Origin of the sequence: Parabacteroides sp. B2-S-102 (assembly GCF_023656665.1) — a bacterium.
Lineage (GTDB): Bacteria > Bacteroidota > Bacteroidia > Bacteroidales > Tannerellaceae > Parabacteroides > Parabacteroides distasonis.
Map to the genome: position 1 here is coordinate 238,785 of NZ_JAMOKM010000002.1, position 20,135 is coordinate 258,919.

Genomic DNA, 20,135 nt, shown 5'->3' on the forward strand with positions numbered 1-20,135 from the left:
CTAGTTTTTCGGTTCTTCTTTCGGTTTACGATCAAAAAACGGGTTCTTCGACGAGGCGCTGACCGGTATCGCCATCACGCATTTACAGTCTTCCAACAGCCCCAATCGCTGGGCCGCCAAGCCGGCGCTGAACATGACACGGGTATCCACACGCAAGTCCGCCGCCGTAGCGCAAGCCGAGCCGATTGCGATACCCAGATCGACGGAATTAATAGCGCACGGAACCAAATCCGGCTTCTCCACGCAGGTATCGAAACCGCAATGGGCGCAGTTCAAGCCTTGTACTTTCTGGGAGGTACCGATAATCACCACGGCGTCGGCACTCTTTATATTCTCGGCGTCACGAAGCAGGAACTTGAATCCGGTCTCGGCCGCTATCCGGATCATCTCATCGGACAGGCGCAAGATATCCCCATCCGTCACCATCGCTATCTCTATGATATCAATACCCTTGCCTTTAGGAGCCGTGCGAGCGGCTGTCATCATGCGGCGTGCGGCCTGTAACACAAGCTCATGCCTGATTTCTCTTTCGTTCTGTATCATATCCTTCTAAATTCAATGAAACAAAATTAAGCAAAATATACGAAACCAAGGCAAACACATGAGGATAGAATTCATAATTCAAGATTAGTCATTCGGTCCGTGGCCTTAAAGGGATAAGCCGGGTATTCATAAATACTGAAACGAGGCTCGGTCTCTCCCTCGCAATAATTCCAGATCGTACGGTACTCATTGACATCCTCGCCTATCTCCTTCAATTGCCTAAGGTAAGCGGCCACGGATTTATTCTCCACGATATAGACCTCACCCATTTGATCGATAATCGGGCTATGCCGACGGCTCCCGTCGTGATCGAACTTAAGAATCCGCTTTCCCTCGGAAGTCAGTCCAATGGTATGGAAAGTCATGCTCTTACCAATAGCGGGCAAGTTCAACACGTTACGATCCGTCCCGGCGAACAGCAACCCGTTCTCCTTCAGGAAACGAACCAAGCACTTGCCTAAAGGACGCTGGTTACGGATCATATCATACAACTCCGCCTGTTTCTCCTCCGGCACCTGCCCGAAGATCTTCTCCTCACGAGCCTCTTGCAACGAGCGGCTATTCGGGGTATAAACCGCATAATTCTCCCGGAATCCCTTCACGGAGAACGTATAATAGCAAACCACCCCAAGGGCGTTTAAGGTCTGCCGTAATTTCGCCGTATGCCCCCTACGGGAAGCCGAGACCGTATAAACCAACTGATTCGTGATCGTCCAGCCCGCCGCCAAGATCGCCTCGATAGCGTGCCTCGCCTCCGGTGTCACCTCCAGTGGAGACTGGAAATGCGTTTGTATATAGAACTGGCTCACACCGATAGCGGAAGCCTTCTCCTTGAACTCCCTCAATATACCGACCAACTCGTCGGTCACACGCAGCGGAAGATAAGCCAGCAACCGGGAACCTAGCCGTACCCGTTGCAGCTCGGCGTACTTCTCGCCCTCCGAACGGCTCTCGTTCGCCTTCCGTTTCCGCACCGCCATCTTATATACCGCCTCCAATATCTTACGCAAGGTAGCGTTCTGGCTCATCAAGGCATCCCCGCCCGTTATCAGGATATCCCGTAGCTGGGCGTCTTCCTCGAAATAACGCATCAGACGACGTAACTTCCGGTCCCAACTCTCCTTAGGCTTCAGGGCCTCGAAATCGAAATTCAACCGCTCGCTCTGGAAATCATACATGCGCTGGCAAGAAGCGCACAATCCACCGCAGGCACGCCCCATCGAATCGGGGATCAAGATCGCCACCTCCGGATACCTCCGGTGTATATTATGTCCCTCCGGCAATAGCCAACCCGCCGCATTCGGCTCATCGGCAACGACCATGTCTTCCTTTTCCCACGCCTTAATGCTTCCATACGTATCTACCAGCTCGTTCGAGTACATGATGTACGATCGCACCGTAGCGTCGTCATACCCCTCATGTTCTATATTTAATAGGGAAAGATAATAAGGAGTCACAAAAAAGGGCATCCCCTTCTTTTTGGCACGGGCCAATAAGCTCATCGTCTCGTCCGACAGGGAATATCCCAAAAAGAAGTTCAATTCCGTAGGACTCTTGATCGCCATCGACAAATGGAAACGAGCGGTATTCCACCATTCACGTACCCGGGCCTCTTTCTCCTCATAGGAGATGCCCTCGGCGAACTGAAAACGTGACGAAGGGCTATGGCGTCTTTCTATCTTCTTGATCAAGCAAGAGATGATACGCTCCTTGTTCCTCTCACGGATAGCGATTACCTCCGGGTCAAGCCCGGTCGGCCAACGGCTCATCTGCCTTTTCACCAATGCCCGGTCCGGTAGGATCTCAACCGGATATTCCAATAAATCAAACTGATGGTATAGGTCAATGAATAAATCAGGAGAGACCTCATTTTCCAAATGGCCGATCAGGAACTGCCAAAGATAAGTGACCGTCCGCACCGGAAGACGCTCGCCCGTAGACAGCTCGTCCACGAAAGTATCATCATGCTCAATCAAAAGAAGGATACGTCTCGCCACCGCCATTCCTACGTTTTCTTGGGTACTTTCCTTTTCCGTGAGCCGGGATAAAATAAGAGAACGCAAAGCATCCTTAAAATACTTTGCGTTCTCACTTTCTTCCGCTAAGGTCACCAACCAAGGGAAGCTCTGATTATATACTTTTTTTAGTTTAGAAATGTCGGATACAAGATGTTCTTTTTTTATCATAAGCATGTCATTTTTGTAGATTAGAATACATTTGTAAAGCGCCCTCTTGACGATTTTCTACAAAAATAACAAAAAATACGGCAAAATGCCGTTTATACAAATCTAAAACATCTTAATAAATCCTTACCATACGATCGACGGACAATACTGCGATATCGTATTTTTCAATACCTTTAGATTGATCGGCTTCGTGATAAAACCGGAAGCCCCGGCTTCTTTAGCGGCTTCCATATCAGAGTCGAATACATAAGCCGACTGCATGATTACGGGGATATCTTTCGATAGCTTACGGATTTCTTTCAAAGACTCGATACCCGTCATCTCAGGCATCTTTATATCCATCAAGATCAAGTCCACCTCGTTTTCCTTAAAGAGAGCCAAAGCTTCCAAACCAGTTTTAGCACGGATCAAATTACAATATTTATGTAAAATGGTCTTCAGAAGTAAATAATTACTTTCCTCATCCTCCGCGATTAGCAACGTGGGCTTTCCTCCACTCAAATCATTTTTCACATCCATATATATAACGTTTTATTCTTTTAATCAAAATCAAATAAACTCTGATGAAGCAAAGATAAAACAAATATTAGAAAGTAGACATAAAATTCAAGGAGATATGAGTATTCGGGGAAGTTCTTTTTCCACCCATGCTAGAAAGTTACGTCTATACCTCCCATAAATATCGCCTTCGGCATCGGGAATCCTTCGTTGATGGAATAACGGGTAGCCGTTAAATTCTCTCCTTTGACAAATAGATTCAAGCCTTTATCACGTGTACCGAAACGGTAGGCTGCCTTCGCATTCAGAACCGTGTAATCCTCTTTCACCTTGTCCGCCGTATTGATATAAAGGTCGAAAATGGATTGTACGTTCACGTTGAAAGTGAAACGTCCCGGGGCATACATCACGCCAGCGAAAAACTTATGCGCCGGAGCCGCCAGCAGGGCCTTGCTCGTATGCAAATAGCTATAGTTCATATCGAGGCTTAAATTCTTGAGAATCTGGTAGCGGGAATCGAACTCGATACCTTTATTGGTAAAAGTACCCGTATTGACATTCTTAGGGCGTCCGTCTATACGTGTCGTCTCGATCATATCTTGCCCGTCGATAAAAAAGGCGGTCAACTCCGTAAACAAGTTGCCATCCAAGAATGTCTGTCCGATGGATACCTCGTAGTTCATCATGCGCTCCGGTTTCAAATCTGGGTTCTGAGGCGGGAACATGTACATCTCCCGTATATTCGGACTCCGGAAGCCTTTCGACAAAGAAGCCTTTATCACGTTTCCCTCGAACGGACGTACCGTGAAGCCGGCCTGCGGAATCCACTCGCCGCCGAAGATACTGTTATGCTCATAACGAACCCCGGCGTTCAAACTTACCTTGTCAAATAGATCCTGCTGCATGATAACGTATCCGGCTACCTCGTTTACGGTCTTATTCACCAACTCATTCTGGTTGCCATTGATACTATCCTGCCATGCGTTACCACCCCAGTTCTTGTAATCGATACCGACCGTAAAACTATTCCCTTTCACCAAGCGGAAAGACTGATAAAGCAAGAAACCGGCGTTATGATCGTCCGAATAAAACAGATAAGGATTAGGCGTCCCGCCCGGATTATACCCATCATCAATCCTATGATGGCCCCAGTTGTAGAAAGCACGAAGGGCACCACTTGTCTTCCCGTAATTATTTTCTAAAGCGAAGGAGGTAGTACCTCGCAGGATATTCATTATATTATCGATAAGCGGATTTGTTATCTCTCCCGGGTTCTGGTTCTTGAACTTAGCTAAGCTTACGTCTCCCGTCACCTTATAATGATCATCAATCTTATATCCTAACTTAGCGAAACCATTCGTGATATGAAACTTCGAATCCGGACGATGTCCATCCGTGCGGTCATGATTCAATGAGATATAACTACTAAAGTTACCGATATTGTACCCATTATTAATCATATACTTCTGGGTGTTATACGAGCCGTACATGATACGGGCTTGTGTACGTCGTCCCGGCTGATTATGCTGGCGGGTAATGATATTCACGACACCTCCCATAGCGTTCGAACCGTATAATAAGGCACCCGGACCACGGATCACCTCCACCCTTTCCACGTCCGAAGCCACATAGGTATCCGGAAGCGAATGGCCGAATATACCGGCCCATTGAGGCTGTCCGTCGAACAACATCAAGACCTTATTACCCTGTCCGACACCCCGGATATTAACCGTCCCGGCCGCTCCCTCGGAAACGCCGAAACCTGTAATCCCTTTTTCCGTGACAAACAGCCCGGGTACTCGCTCCGACAATACGGGAAGCAACGCCGATTCACTGCTAGCCTCAATCTCCTCCCGTTCGATGACCGAGATAGATAATGGCACACTGTTCCGGTTCACATGGATCTTGTTGGCGGAAACCACCACCCCTTTCAAATTGATCAGACTGTCAATCTCTGCCGGATCTATCGCAAACGCCATGGAGCCTATCAACAGTCCGGAAACTAGTAAAAGTTCTTTTCTCATATACTACTTACATCTATAATATTTATCATTTTAAACATCCCGTAGTGGCACGTTTACCAAAAAACGTGTTACCAAGCCCGCAAAAAAAAGCATTAATCCGCCCGGCTCATCACCAACTTACCATGCTTAATGCCTTTGATTGTCGTCAACTTATCCGACAATTCTGTCAAGCGGTGAGCCGTTCCCATCACCGTCACTATATGCAAGCAAAAATTCTGATTGATATAATACTGGGAAGACGACAAAATCACATCCTTATAATTTTGTTGGATACCCGTGATTTTCAATGAGATCTCTTTCTTGACTTGGTCATACATGATCACGATCGTCCCGGCTACGATATGGTTGCATTGCCATTTACGTTCGGCTACATTCTTCTCTATCAGAAAACGAATCGCCTGCGAACGATTGGCGAAACCATTCTCATTCACATATTGATCCAATGATTCCAACAGATTGTCTTCCAAAGAGACACCAAAACGTTTTAAAGACATAAAACCCTTTTTTTATAATTTTCGATGTCAAAGGTAGTATTTTTTAGGGGAATCTCGGTATTATATTGGCAGGAAGAGGAAAAATTAGTCGTTAATCACGAAAATTCACTCCGGTATCCCACCATAAACGAGTACCTCCGGTATCCGGACCTCCCAGATACTCACACAAGGCGGAATACTGAGCCGGGTTACCGGAAATAATGCTAACCGGGAAATTCAAGCGACGAATCATCGTTCGCGTATCGATCTTTCCATTGCTTTTATTCACCAAAACCGGGAACAAACGAGGATAACCGGTACGCCTCTGCTCCGCCCAAGCCTCACAGCCCTCGGGGTAACAAGCGATCCATTTTTGGGTAATAATCTTCTCCAGCTTGGTCTCCCTAGAGGCTTCTTCATCCCATGCCGGAGACACCAAGCAAAGCGCCTTCGCCGAATACTCGGGAGTAAACGTATCCACGAAATCGGCGGCTACATGATCACTCCGCAAATAAGCATTGGCCTCTCCTACCCTCCATTGGCTGAACGATGATCGTACGCCTTGCTCATAGCAAGTCCCGGCGTCCTCCCCGGACCAGCCCCGCAAGGCTGCCTCCGCACGTAAGAACCAAACTTCCGCGGGCGTCATTAAGATAGCGTCCGTTTTCTGGGTAATCGTGCTTCTCGAATGCTCACTATAGCGGGAATGATTAAATCCTGTCCCTTGCCGGATTCCCCGGTACTCCCCGGAATATCCCTGTCCGGTAGCAGGCTCAAAATAACGAGATAACCGAGGGTCTTTATATCCCTTAAGGATCGATTCCATATTAGCGTTCATAAAAACCTCTCCCCACGCCTTATTGATCTCCCCTAGCGGATTCGAGTAGCCGGTTCCGGCGGTAGAAACTGCGACGACCTCATAAGCCTCCTCCAACAAACCGGCTGGATGTGTCAGCGACTTATGCGCCTCATCCCTCGCCTTATCAGGCTCGGCCATAGCGATACGAATCGCCAAGCGCAAACGTAATGAGTTGGCGAAACGCATCCATTCCCCAAACGTCCTGTAATTCGCCGGCATAATCATATCGAAACGAGAAAAGGTTTCCTCTCCATCATATTCAGACAGCAGGTGAATAGCCTCCCCCAAATCCCGGAAAAAAGCATAATAAGCGTCTTTCTGGGAATCCGGCATTACCCCGGCATCCGACTCCCCGAACTTCGTATACACGATCGGGCCATAATAATCCGAGATCCGATGCATGACCTCTACTTTCAGTATTTTAGCGATCGCATAGAAAGCCGGATATTTATCACGGGAATGATCTTCCGTCTGCTTTATCTCCGTCATGATATATCCATACGTATTATCCCACATCGTGCCATTCCAGCCATCCTGCAAATTATAGACCGTATTTCCCAATCCGGCGTTGAAGGGTTTAAAATCATGCATATAACCGGAAAACATATCCGCGTTCAGATTTTGCATCGTCTGGAAATGCCAGTTCTTGCCACTCCCCCAATCATAATTAAAATAAATCCCCATCTGGACTACCTTTAGCCAGACACCGAACGTATTATAATCATACGTTTTCTGCTCATCGGTAAAACCCGTATTATCGGTATTATACTCCTCGAATTTACCCGTACAGGAAAAAAGGAGTAATACGGCCAACAGACCTGCCATCTTATTCAGAAATCTCGTCTTCATACGCTTAGAATGAAAGTTTCACATTAAAGCCGACACTTCTCGTAGTCGGTATCCCGAATATATCGATCCCTTGATTGCTATTGCTCGCCGAAAGGACGGCATCCGGATCAAATGGAGCCTTTTTATAAATAAAGAACAGATTCCGGGCGACAAAAGACAGTTCCGCCTTTTTAACAAATTGTTTCCTTCCCAACAATCTCTTCGGTAGCGTATATCCCAAAGATAACTCCCGCAAACGGATATTGGTAGCATCGTACATATAATATTCAGTCACACCGTTTCGTCCTCCCACCTGCTCATAAAATCCTTTTATGTTATAAATATGATGCCCTTCCAAATCCACATACCCCATCGTACGGGTCTCTCCGGAAACCTTACTCACTCCCGTTTGGTCAAGCACAGCCTGAGTCTGGGCCAGTACATCTCCCCCAAAATGCCCGTCAATCAAGAAATAGAACGAGAAATCCTTATACGTGAAACTATTTCCCCAACCCAATAAGAACGCCGGATTGCAATTCCCCACCTTAGCCGTATTCCCGCTGCCGATCTCTTGGGGCAAGCCGTCCCGACCATACACGATCGCGCCATATTTATCCCGCTCAAAAGCTTTCCCATAGATATCACCAAACGAGCCACCTTCCACCAAACGCATCGTATAGCTAGAGGAGAATCCTTCATCTCCTTGAATAAAGCTAGCCAAATCATCATGTAGTTTCTTTACTTCATTTTTATTCCGGGAAAAGTTGAGTGTCGTATTCCATTTAAACTGATTCGTTAAGATAGGAACCGCACCAAGCGTCAATTCCACTCCCATATTCTGTATATTTCCCGCATTCACAAAATAATACTTGTATGCGGCTCCAGCGGAAGAAGGCAAAGAGAAGAGTTGATTTTTCGTATTGGTCTTATAGAACGTAAGATCCACGTCCATACGATAATCAAAGAATTTCCATTCGGTACCTATCTCAAAAGAGCTGCTCATCTCCGGCTTCAAGGTACCGAACGGAGCCGTATCATTCGGCTGGGGAATCCCGCCCGCGGCGATATGGCCTACCGTATTGCTAACGAATAAGGGTATATCATTACCCACCTTACTCCAAGAAGCCCGTACTTTCCCAAAAGATATCAAGGATGGCATCGAGAAGGATTTAGGGATAATCCAAGAAAGACCGACTGAAGGATAGAAAAAACCTCTTGATTTACGTTCCGTAAACGCAAGGGTAGATGACCAGTCATTACGTGCGGTCACATCTAAGTAAAGGCTTTCCTTATATCCCAACTGCGCCATAGCAAAAAAGGATTGCATTTGCCGGCGCGCGTCATCCGACTCCTCAATGTAGGCACTGGACGACATGTTAATATTAGCGATCGTAAAGACATTCGGATAATACAAGGAAGCCGTTTTCGAATCCAGCCTCAACGCACTGGTGCGTGTGTCCGTTATGCTCGTACCGATAGCGGCGTTCAAGGAGAAATCATCCCAGCTTTTATTCAATTTGGCCATCAAGTCCCCATAGAGCAACGTAGTCTGGTAGGTGTAATAAATGTAACGCCCGTTCTCACCGGCGATACCCGGAGAGGTAGAAGCGTATATTTCCTGCTGATACTTATCATTCACATAATCGATATTTCCACGGCCCTGTAACGTAAGCCAATCTGTTACCTTGAAACTAGCGGAAGCCAACGCCAACACACGGGCACGTTTGTCCTCGTTTTCCGTACGGTTGACCAACCAATAAGGATTTTGCTCAAAATCAGTAATCGTAGTATACCAGTTCTGGACGTTCATATTCCGTTTCTCGTTATATACCTCAAAGTTCTCCTTATAAGGCGCCATATCCATCCCTCTAGGAAACGTGTATAAACCTTGTAACGGGTTCATATAAAATCCCCCGGCCGTAGGTTTTCCTTTGATTGTTTGGAGTATCAAGTTTACCTGCCCCTCCAAGATCAAACGATCATCAAAGAAAGAAGAACTTTCACGGAGATTAAAATTATGCTTGCTTAAATTATTCTTAGGAACGATACCCCGTGCGGTCGTATTGGCATACGAGAAATAATTTTGCACATGGCTATTCCCTGCCGTAAATATCAATGAGTTAATAGCGGTAATACCCGTCTGGAAGAAATCGCCGACAGGGTCATAGACCGGAAGAGAAGCCCAGTCTCCCCAACAAGTTTCCGCCCCTTCCATCCGTCCAAACTCATTCTGAAACTTGGGGAGACTGATCGCTTGATCGACAGTCAGCGACGAGGAGAAATGAATATTCCGTACCCCGGCCTTACCTTTTTTCGTTTTGATCAAGATCACACCGTTCGCCGCTTGTCCCCCATACAACGCAGAGGCCGAAGCCCCTTTCAAGACACTCAAACTCTCTATATCATCGGGATTTAGATTAGAGATACCATCTCCCGCATCCCGGTTGCCGGCATCGGCCGTACCTCCGATCGTTGTCAAGGCTTGCTCACTGCTAATGCTCAAGATCGGGACACCGTCTATCACATACAAAGGCTGGTTATTTCCGGACGCGGAACGACTACCTCGAATAATCACCCGGGACGAGCTACCCAGACCGGCGGAAGTCCGGTTAATCTGGAGTCCGGCCATCTTTCCGGAAAGCGTACTCATAAAATTAAAATCCTTGGCCCTTACCAATTCCCCACCTGTGATTAACTGGGTGGCATAAGGCAAGGAAGATTCTTTCTTCTCGATACCAAGAGCCGTAACGACTACCTCGTCCAAAATCTGGGCGTCATCCTCCAACTGCACATTCAATGACAATTGCCCCTCATACTCAATTTCCCGTGAACGATAACCGATATAAGAAAAAACCAAAGTAGCCTCCTCGGGAAGCTCCAAGACAAAACTGCCATCCATATCCGTAATCGTACCGTTTCTCGTTCCTTTCTCCACCACATTCACGCAAGCAATAGGCTCTCCTTTGTGGTCGGTCACGATACCTTTTACCTTACCATCCAGCTTTTGTTGCATTTGGATTATCGCCTCTTTCTTATTCAAGATGATCTGGTCATTCATGACCGTATAGACGATCTCCGTGTTCTTAAACAATAAATTTAAGATCTCGAAAACCGAACGCCCGGATAAAGGTTTACGCACTTTCTCCGATAAATTGATCACCTGAGCGTCATAAATAAAAGAATAATTGGTTTGGCTCTCGATCTCATCCAAAGCGCCTGCCAAGCTAACCGGAGCGGAGATACGAATATAGGATTCCGAACGTTCCTGTTGGGCGTCCAGCGGGAATATACATAATAATAGTAGAATGAAGATATAAATATATAATTTCATAATTTACACACACAATTTATCATGGGTAAATGTAAGAATTATTATCTAATACTATTCAATTATTACAAAAAATTCTCGTTTGGAGTACTGTTCTTCGCAGATAAGTATCTCCAAACGAGAATAACCATCAACTTCTGTTAAAGCCCAATATAATCAATCTGTCTGTCTGTTTATTTAGAAGATGTGCAATAGTTGGAATTCTTATCCCACCAAATCGGGGTCGAAACCACATCACCTTTCCCACCTAACATGGATTTGCCTTTCTCATATTCAGCAGCATTTACCAATTGCTCTTTCATCGGGTATTTCATACGTTTGATGAAATTTTGAGGATTCAAGATATTTGTATCACTATTATTGTATACAGCTTGATCTCGATAAACAGCCACATCCAAACGAGGCAAGTTCAAACGACGCTTGTCATTCCAAGCTTCCTGCGCCAAATCTGGAAGTCCGGCGATATATTTCTGCGTGATGATCTTTTCTAAAGCCGTATTGCCCGCGCCTTGTTGATCGTCATATTTCGCACTGGTACCAGCCTCATTCTTTTCCGTGGAAGCCAAATACTCCTCAACATCACCCGATACACCCCAAGTCTCGAAGGAAGCACGTACACCTGCCTCGTAAGCAGCTTTAGCATCACCGGCGACCAAATTACGGGCGAACAACTCAGCTTTCAAGAAATCAACTTCCTCAGAAAGGAACATGTCATAAGGACGAGATTTATACGGAGCACCATCCTTAATAATAAAGCCCATCTCTGCACATTGCTTAGACTGATAAATACCAGTATTCGCCTCCTCGGCTTTCGCACCGTATACCAAACCCTTCCAATCACCATTCTCAATACCCGGCTGGAACATCTTCGGGGCACGAGGGTCTACCTTAGCGGGATGTACATTCGATACCGCAACTCCGGATGTCTGGTTTACCACGCCGGCAGGCCAATCGATATTACCGATATTAGTCACTAATTTCTCAAATGACTTGGACATACAGATCGGACCGCTCCAAGTAATCTGGAACATCGTATAGTTATAGTCTTGTCCCCAAGAACCATCCGCTTTTGGAGGCATATAAGCGTTATCGGCCTTACTTGAGATCAAGCCACAAGGGGATGTCAAAGCGGCATTTGCCTCAGCGACACATTTCTCTCGATCCACCTCAGATAGACGAACAGCGAAACGAAGACGCAAGGAGTTTCCAAATTTTTTCCAAAGAGAAACGTCATTCTTATAGACCAAGTCGATACCTGCATCCGAGAATATAGGCTCAGCGCTATCGCTGAAGCTATTCAACGCCTCATCCAATTCCGTGAAATATTCATAATAGATATCCTTCACCGATTTATAAGGAGGATTATCTTCTACGGTAGCATAGGCCGGGAAAGGCATCGGACCAAACTTATCCGCAGCCTGGCTATGGATATACACACGCCAGATACGAGCGAAAGCGATCGTATTAGCATATAAGTCCTTATCTTTTTCCATCAAACTACGGATCACGATATTGATAGAGGAAATCTGTGTCAGATACGCTTGCCATGTTAAATTGTTCCACTCGTCATTTTGGATATAATTCTTAGTTGCCCAGCCACCGCCATCGATCAACATTTGAGAGTAGAAATCAATTTGCAAAGGCTTCAAGCGTTGTTCCACATCACCATCGATAATCATCCCACCACGTAGCGTAGAGGCCAATCGAGGTTCGTTCATATTGTAATTTACATCATCTGTCGGCTTATCCGGGTTCTCATTTATACCTGTCAGGTCGCAACTAGTCACACCCAGCATCATAAACGAACAAGCTGCTAATATCTTTATACTACTTTTCATAATAATTCCATTTTTAGATTTATGTTTCATTAAAATGCCAGATTAATATTGAAACCTAAGCTTCTCATAGTAGGCATAGAACCGTACTCGATACCTTGAGCGTTACCAGATGTATAAGCAGCCTCCGGGTCGAATCCCTTTGTCTTACTATAAATCATGAACAAGTTACGAGCCACGAAACTCAAGCGAGCGGAAGTAAATGGAGTTTTCGCCAACATCGTTCTCGGGAAATTATAACCCAAACTCAACTCACGTAAACGGATGTTTGTCGCATCGTACATATAAGCCTCTGTCACGTTATTGCTAGAAAGACCATTCCAATAAGCTTGAGCCGTAATGCTTTTCGTATTGGGAGTACCATCGGCCAATACCCCCGGAACAACCATACCATCACGACCATCCAACGTCATCTCTAAATTACCGGATGAAGCACCCGCACGGATAGATCCCATATACACATCACCGCCATAACGCATATCGAACATGAAGTTCAACACGAAATTCTTATATGACAAGGTATTGCTCCAACCCATCATCCATTTCGGCTGGTTGTTACCCAACAATACCATATCGTCCGTTCTCAAAGGAACACCATCGGCACCGATAATAATGTTGCCGTTATCATCCCGTTGATAAGCGTAACCGTAAATATCTCCATAGGCTCCACCCTCGTGAGCGACGATCTTCAAGAAACTTACTGATGCGTCACTAAGGATCTGCTCTTTCGTATCATCTGTCAATGAAATTACCTTGTTGATATTCTTTGACCAGTTCAACTGAGTATCCCATTGGAAACCACTCTCGGAGATATAAGGAGTAGCGTTAAACGCAACCTCTACACCCTTATTCTCAATATTACCGGCGTTGATCATCTTTTTCTTGAACCCTGTAGCGGAAGGAACATCGATCTTTAAGATCTGGTCTTTGGCGTTCTTTTTATAATACGCTACGTCGACACCAACCCTATTCTCAAACGCCTTCAACTCAAGGCCTAACTCCCAAGAGTTGATCGTCTCATTCTTTAAATTTGGATTTGCCATCCAATCCTCGTTGCTGGCATTAAAAATACCCCCTTTAATATCATAACTGATATTATAATAGTCACGCAGCATATAAGCGTCCGTATCATTACCTACCTGAGCCCAAGACGCACGGATCTTACCGAAAGAAAGAATACCCGTGTTATGCCCCATCTTATTCAACATTTGGGTGAAAATCCAGCTAACACCTACCGACGGGTAGAAATAAGAGTCATTGTCTTTCGGAAGTGTTGAAGACCAGTCGTTACGAGCGGTTAAGTCCAAATACAAATAGTCGTCCCAAGACAATGATGCCGTAGCATATAGCGAGTTGATTTGTTTACGGTTGCGAGTATACTCACCACCATGTGTCTTACCGTTGGCGATCGCATGGAAATCGGGAATCACAAACTCACCGGATGATTCCTTGTACCATGTAGAATTACGGTACATCATATTACCACCTACCGTACCTACGATACCGAATCGATCCCAGTTGCCTTTAGCAGTCAATAAGAAATCAGAGTTGATCTCGGTGAATTTCTCCATATTGGCAGTCATGCTACCGTTGTTCTCCCAATACGGGTTACCTGTCGCACGAATCGTCTCATACTGGATGGTGTAATTATCCATACCAGAGCGAAGCTTCAAGCTCAACCAATCCGTAAACGTGAAATCCAAGGCCGCGAATCCGATAAAGCGGTCTTTCTTATCCTTGTTCGTATTGCGGTAAGCGGACCAATACGGGTTATTGGCGTTGGCTCCCGTGTCGATCAGATAACCAGCGGGCTTTCCGTCCGCACGTTTCCAATCATTATCTTTATAGGCGTCATAGTCAGAGAAGCCCACACTTCGAGGCATACTTAAATAGTTAAGGAAGATATTATCCGGGTCGCCCGCTAATTTCACACGGTTGTTCGTATGCTGGCTTACATAATTGACCTTCACGTCAGCCGATAACCATTTAGACAGCTTAGCCGTAGAACGCAAGTTAATAGACGTACGATCCATTCCGCTATTCGGGACAACCCCCTTATTATCCAAGCGTGTCACACCGGCACGGAAAGTGATATCCTCGGAGCTCTTACTCAAATCCACGCTATTCGTCCAAGTGGTACCAGTGCGCAAAAAGTCCTTGTACAGATTATTATCTCTAGCCGCATAGGGATGAGATCCCATCGCCATATCCTTAGGAGAACCATCCATAACGGCACCCCAACTCGTCGCTTTATTATTATCGAAAGCGCCGTCGATACCTTGTCCGTATACATCTTGGAACTTCGGAGTTTGCATCGGGTTCTCAGCCGTGAAATTCGAATTGATACTTACGCCCCAACCTTTATTCTGGCTACCTTTCTTAGTCGTGATCATCACGACACCGTTACCTGCACGGCTACCATACAACGCCGCGGCTGCCGGGCCTTTCAATACGGACATACTCTCGATATCATCTGGGGAGATATCAGAGATACCGGAACCTTTATCCACGTTACCGTTACCCCAATAGTCATCCGTACCACCGCTAAAGTTATCGATAGGTACACCGTCCACAACAATCAACGGCTGGTTATTACCAGTAATAGAGTTATTACCACGAATCACGATACGAGAGGAACCACCGACACCGGTACCATTTTGCTTGATCTGCAAACCAGCTACCTTTCCAGCCAAAGCGTTGGCCACGTTAGCATCACGGGTTTGCGTCAGGGACTCACCTTTCAATTCAGACATAGAATATCCCAAAGCCTTTTTCTCACGCTTGATACCCAAAGCGGTTACCACGACTTCATCCAAGGCTTGCGTATCATCGACCAATTGAACCTCTATAGAAGGTTGTCCGGTAAAGACGATCTCTTGCGTATTAAAGCCGATATAGGAAACTTGTAAAGTCGCATTGTTAGGAACATCCAACTCGAAACGGCCATCCATATCCGTGATGGTACCGTTGGTAGTTCCTTTGACAATTACGTTAGCACCGATAATAGCCTCGCCCGTTTTGTCCGTAACGACACCGACTGCTTTTCGTGTCTGTTGTTGAGCGTTTAAGACTGTGACTTCATGCGTGTTCTCTGCGAAAACCATGGCCGGTACCAAACAGAATGCGCATACCCCCATGTTAATCATTAACGGAATTTTTCGAAAAAGAGAATAACTATTCCCCCTTAAAGCATTTAAGGTTACAATTTTATTCATATTTTTGTAGTGTTACTATTTATAATAAAGTTATTTGTAGCTGCGCCAACAGCTCTTCTTGACTTTTCGTACGGGAGAATACGCCAATATTCTTCCGTATGTTTTTAATCCTTATTTATTCTTTCTTCATGGGCAGACGTATTTTAGAAGGTTACACATTATTTCTCATTTTGATATTTCCACGACTGAGGTTCCCGATCCACTGTCCTTAACGGTAGGTTTATGTATCGCATACTGGATTCCCGACGCCAATTTCAGGTATTCCAATACTTGAGGCAATTGCTCGTCCTTGAAACGGGCTGTTATTATGGACTTGAGTATCTCGTTATCTTTCACCTCGAATACTACGTGATAATGACGTTCCAGCGTTTTCAATACTTTATCCATCGGATGGTTCCTGAAGATAATCTCCCCGTTCTTCCAAGCCGTGTCATATTCGGTATTCACGTCGAACACCTTGATCTTGTCAGCACCCTTTTGATACTCAGCTTTCTCGTTTGGCTTCAACATCTGTGTCATTCGCTTTCCTCCGGACACGACGTTCAACTTTACCGATCCCTCTACCAAGGTGGTCTCTATCATACTCTCGTCTTTGTAAGCGGATACATTGAAAGAAGTACCCAACACCTCTACCGAGTAATCTTTATCCGCTTTCACAATAAAAGGCTTATGGGCATTCTTCGTCACCTCGAAATATCCTTGTCCGGTTAATTCCACCGTACGGGTATCCGCATTGAAGTCCGAAGGATATCTCAATTCGCTATTGGCATTCAGCCAAACCTTAGAACCGTCAGGTAAATCGAATGCCGAAACCACCCCAGGATTCGTGCGTACGGCTAGCGTACGCACGTTCCCTTGACCCTGCTGTATGAACAAATAAGCGGATAAAAGAAAGACTGGAATGAATAACACGGCCGCAGCCCGTTGAATAACACCTAACACTTGTCTTAAAGCTAATCTTTTCTCTTTCTTATGGATTCTTGATTTAAAACGAGACAACGCCTCGTCCGGGTTCACGGTCCGCATGACTTTTAGGCGACTTGCCACTTGAGCTGTAAAATAGACCTGCTCCAACAGTTTCTCGTTTTCTAGAGAGGCGGCCCGCCAGTTTTTCACCTCCGCAGCTTCCTCCTCGGTCAACATCCCATTGATGTATCGGATCAATATGTCTTCGTTTATTTCCATTTTTTCTTGTTTCTATAATTAATACAGTTAAGACAAAAGATGTACTAAACAAAAAAACGATTTTTTTCAAGAAAATTCTGCTAAAATCTTCTGAATAGCTTAAAATGAGCGATTTATGAGTGTCTTTCCTCAATAGAGGTAATGACTTGGCAATAGTTTTAACTTCTACATTCTACATAAGTTTGCCTTGCTTGCCAAACAACTCTTTTCGGATGCAAAGTTAAACCTAAAATCTGAAAAACGACACTTTTTGCTTTGTTTTTATAGATTATTAATTTTGGGTTGGAAGTGTGCTTATTCCAAATGTAGCAACACATTGTCTATGCAGCATAGATAAATTTCATATACGGCATTAAAAGTAAGAGAAATGTTAAATGTCGTCCTCATTCCTACAATACAAAGCAAAACGTTCTCGTTTATGGATTTTTTTTCGTACTTTTGAAAGTTATAGAAAGAGAATGTAGATTAGAAAGGTAAAATATGGACAATAAAGTATTCCTTTTAGGATTATTTCTGCTTTCAGTTGCTAACGTGAAAGCTCAAACTCAGACGCAGAATGATTCGCTCACAATGGAGAATATGATGCACAACCTTCCCGAAGTAATGGTCAAAGGTTCGCGTCCTATCGTCAAGGCTGAGCGAGGTATGTTATCCTATAACATGCCGTTACTTATGAAGCAACTACCTGCCGACAACGCTTATGAGGCTCTCACCCGCATTCCAGGTGTTAGCGATGCCGATGGTGGCATAAAGTTTTCCGGCAATGAGGTGACGCTTATTATCAACGGACAGGCGACCACTCTGACACAAGAACAGTTGACGGACAGATTGAAAGCTATGCCTGCCGCACAATTGGCAAAGGCAGAGGTAATGCTTGCAGCTCCCGCACGTTATCATGTTCGTGGCATGGCTATAAATATCGTCACGAAAGATTATGCAGGTACTAATCAGTTGTCTGGACAGATAATTGGAGGATTACAGCAAAGCAAATATGCAGAAGGATTTGGTGATTTTTACCTTTCTATACAAAGAGGAAAGTTTGGGTTGGATGCACAATATCAATATGTTGACGGCAATTCATACGGTGAGTCTTCACGCATAGCCAACCATCCGTTGGGTAACGAACGGGTACACTACAACGACGAAACATGTCAGAAATCATTTGGAATTGCTCATAACTACCGACTTGGCATGAATTACGCCTTTAGCAAGAATCATCGTCTTGAAGTTGCCTATACAGGTAAATGGGACAAGTCTTGTTCCAACAGCAACACCGCAGGCTCAAGTGAAAGCGGAATGCATAATGACAGCCATGAGTATCTGCACAATGTTGATGTAAACTACTCACTTCCTTTTGGACTTAATATTAATGGTTCATACACGAATTATCGTACCCCCCAACAACAAAAACTTGACGGTACGATTTATACAAATGAAAATACGACAGAAACGGAACGCAACCTTACAAGTGGCAGTGAACAGACAATCAGCAAATGGATGTTCACGGCAGACCAAACCCATTCTTTGGCACATGGCTGGGGATTGTCGTATGGCGTAAAGGGACAGTTCACAAGCAACAAGAGTTATCAGAACACCCTCGATAAGGAGGGAAATATTCTGCCTAATGCAACAAGCAGTGTGGACATCAACGAACGGATATGGAATATATATGCAGGTTTCAGCAAACAGATAAACAAGGCGATTAGTATTGAAGCATCCGTAGCTGCCGAGCAATACCACTCCCCGATATGGGACAAATGGCGCATATATCCTTCACTCAACGCCCTGTGGAATATCAACGAGAATCATTTACTCAACTTGTCGTTCAGCTCTAACTCTGAGTTCCCGAGTTATTGGTCAACAATGAGCAGCGTGTTTTACTCATCAACATATACTGAGATACATGGCAATCCCGATTTGAAACCATACTCAAATTATAATGTCAACTTTATGTGGCAGATAAAGAGACGCTATACTTTGATGGCTTTTGCAAATTTGAAGCCAGATTATTCTGTGCAGATGCCATACCAGCCAACAGACCGCATGGCGGTAATAATGAAAGAAACTAACTTCAACTACGAAAATAGCTTTGGATTGCAAGCCTCTGCAATATTCAGCGCAGGCAAATGGCTCAATGGCAATGTGTTTGCCGTTGGAATCTACAAGCATGCCAAAAGTGACCATTTCTTCGATTTGCCATTCAACCGCAAGAAACTGACGGCAGCTCTTGGAGGTACTGCATCTATAAAACTTTGCCGCACACAAGACTTGCGCCTCATACTAAACCCTTTCTTTCAGTCAAAAGCAATACAAGGTGTTTATGATATAAGTCCAATCTTTAGAATGAACGCCAAATTACAATGGACTTCACATGATGGAAAATGGGGATTGCGCATCAATGGCAGCAATATTTTCAACAACAAGGCAGACACCCGCTCCGTACAAGGCAATCAAGATTACCGTATGAAAGTAAACTATAATTGGGCTACTGCCACTTTTGCTGTCATCTATAAGTTCGGAGGCTACAAAGAAAAGAAAGTAAAGGAAGTTGATACATCAAGAATGGGACATTAAGCCACATGATATGAAACAAAAACTATTTGGTAGAATAAGCAAGGATAATATCCTTGAGCTGTGCTTTCTCACTCAAGGTGATAAGAATGACCACCGAAAGGAAGAGTTCTATCGGCTCACTTTCGATGAGGATAATCGTGTAGCATTCAATGCACTGCACGTTCTATCAAATTTTGATTTAGCAAATAATGAGTGGCTTTACAGCAAACATGATGAGCTGATTGACCGAGTGATGAAAGAAGAACATGTTGGGAAGTGCCGTCTAATGCTTAATCTTCTCTTACGCCAACCGTTTGAAGAAGAATTCCTCCACTCGGATTTCATAGACTTCTGTGTAAGTAAGATTACCGCTTGCGCTCAACCCTATGCTATACGAGCCTATTGCATGAAGCTTGCTTATGAGCAAATGAAGTATTATCCCGAACTTCTCAGCGAGTTAAAGATGGCATTGGACATGTTGGAACAAGAGACGCTATCCCCTGGATTAGCTTCCGCAAAAAGGCAGATATTGATGAAAATAAAAAGGAAGCATTCTTTGTCTTAATGTAACATTTACGCAAAGAATAATCTTGTTTCTGTATGTTTGC

At 44.8% G+C, this 20,135-nt stretch carries 12 protein-coding genes; 2 read left to right on the forward strand and 10 right to left on the reverse strand.

From position 1 onward, the window contains the following. The 10 genes from NBH07_RS03870 to NBH07_RS03915 form a co-directional block, all read right to left on the reverse strand. Window positions 1-543 carry a ferredoxin domain-containing protein gene (locus NBH07_RS03870; protein ID WP_005857789.1) on the reverse strand — a complete coding sequence of 181 codons (543 nt, stop codon included), beginning with the start codon at window positions 541-543 and terminating at the stop codon, window positions 1-3. 71 nt (window positions 544-614) lie between these two features. Continuing rightward, on the reverse strand, window positions 615-2,729 hold the full coding sequence (locus NBH07_RS03875) for a KamA family radical SAM protein (protein WP_009017227.1): 2,115 nt from the start codon (window positions 2,727-2,729) through the stop codon (window positions 615-617). A gap of 123 nt (window positions 2,730-2,852) precedes the next feature. Then, window positions 2,853-3,248 (reverse strand): response regulator, encoded by a 396-nt coding sequence (locus NBH07_RS03880; protein WP_005863076.1) that lies wholly within the window; start codon window positions 3,246-3,248, stop codon window positions 2,853-2,855. 131 nt (window positions 3,249-3,379) lie between these two features. Continuing rightward, a complete protein-coding gene (locus tag NBH07_RS03885; protein ID WP_005857795.1) occupies window positions 3,380-5,251 on the reverse strand; it encodes a TonB-dependent receptor plug domain-containing protein in 1,872 nt (623 codons plus the stop codon). A gap of 92 nt (window positions 5,252-5,343) precedes the next feature. Then, the gene (nikR, locus tag NBH07_RS03890) at window positions 5,344-5,745 is read right to left on the reverse strand and encodes a nickel-responsive transcriptional regulator NikR (RefSeq protein WP_005857797.1); all 402 of its coding nucleotides are present in this window, start codon (window positions 5,743-5,745) and stop codon (window positions 5,344-5,346) included. Window positions 5,746-5,836: 91 nt separating this feature from the next. Then, on the reverse strand, window positions 5,837-7,432 hold the full coding sequence (locus NBH07_RS03895; RefSeq protein ID WP_156682387.1) for a SusD/RagB family nutrient-binding outer membrane lipoprotein: 1,596 nt from the start codon (window positions 7,430-7,432) through the stop codon (window positions 5,837-5,839). A 4-nt stretch (window positions 7,433-7,436) separates the two neighbouring features. After that, window positions 7,437-10,742, reverse strand: coding sequence for a SusC/RagA family TonB-linked outer membrane protein (locus NBH07_RS03900; protein ID WP_005857801.1), 3,306 nt, complete (start codon window positions 10,740-10,742; stop codon window positions 7,437-7,439). A 170-nt stretch (window positions 10,743-10,912) separates the two neighbouring features. Continuing rightward, a complete protein-coding gene (locus tag NBH07_RS03905; protein ID WP_005857803.1) occupies window positions 10,913-12,577 on the reverse strand; it encodes a SusD/RagB family nutrient-binding outer membrane lipoprotein in 1,665 nt (554 codons plus the stop codon). Window positions 12,578-12,606: 29 nt separating this feature from the next. Further along, complete coding sequence (locus tag NBH07_RS03910; RefSeq protein ID WP_005857805.1) at window positions 12,607-15,789, reverse strand: SusC/RagA family TonB-linked outer membrane protein; 3,183 nt, start codon at window positions 15,787-15,789, stop codon at window positions 12,607-12,609. A gap of 165 nt (window positions 15,790-15,954) precedes the next feature. Beyond that, window positions 15,955-16,974 carry a FecR family protein gene (locus NBH07_RS03915; protein WP_009017225.1) on the reverse strand — a complete coding sequence of 340 codons (1,020 nt, stop codon included), beginning with the start codon at window positions 16,972-16,974 and terminating at the stop codon, window positions 15,955-15,957. A 480-nt stretch (window positions 16,975-17,454) separates the two neighbouring features. On the opposite strand from NBH07_RS03915, the gene NBH07_RS03920 reads away from it, so the two are divergent. Then, window positions 17,455-19,548 (forward strand): outer membrane beta-barrel family protein, encoded by a 2,094-nt coding sequence (locus tag NBH07_RS03920; protein ID WP_250833462.1) that lies wholly within the window; start codon window positions 17,455-17,457, stop codon window positions 19,546-19,548. Between the two features lie 10 nt (window positions 19,549-19,558). Next, window positions 19,559-20,092: a HEAT-like fold family protein gene (locus NBH07_RS03925; protein ID WP_118141604.1), complete on the forward strand. Its 534-nt coding sequence runs from the start codon at window positions 19,559-19,561 to the stop codon at window positions 20,090-20,092. The last annotated feature ends 43 nt before the right edge of the window (window positions 20,093-20,135 follow it).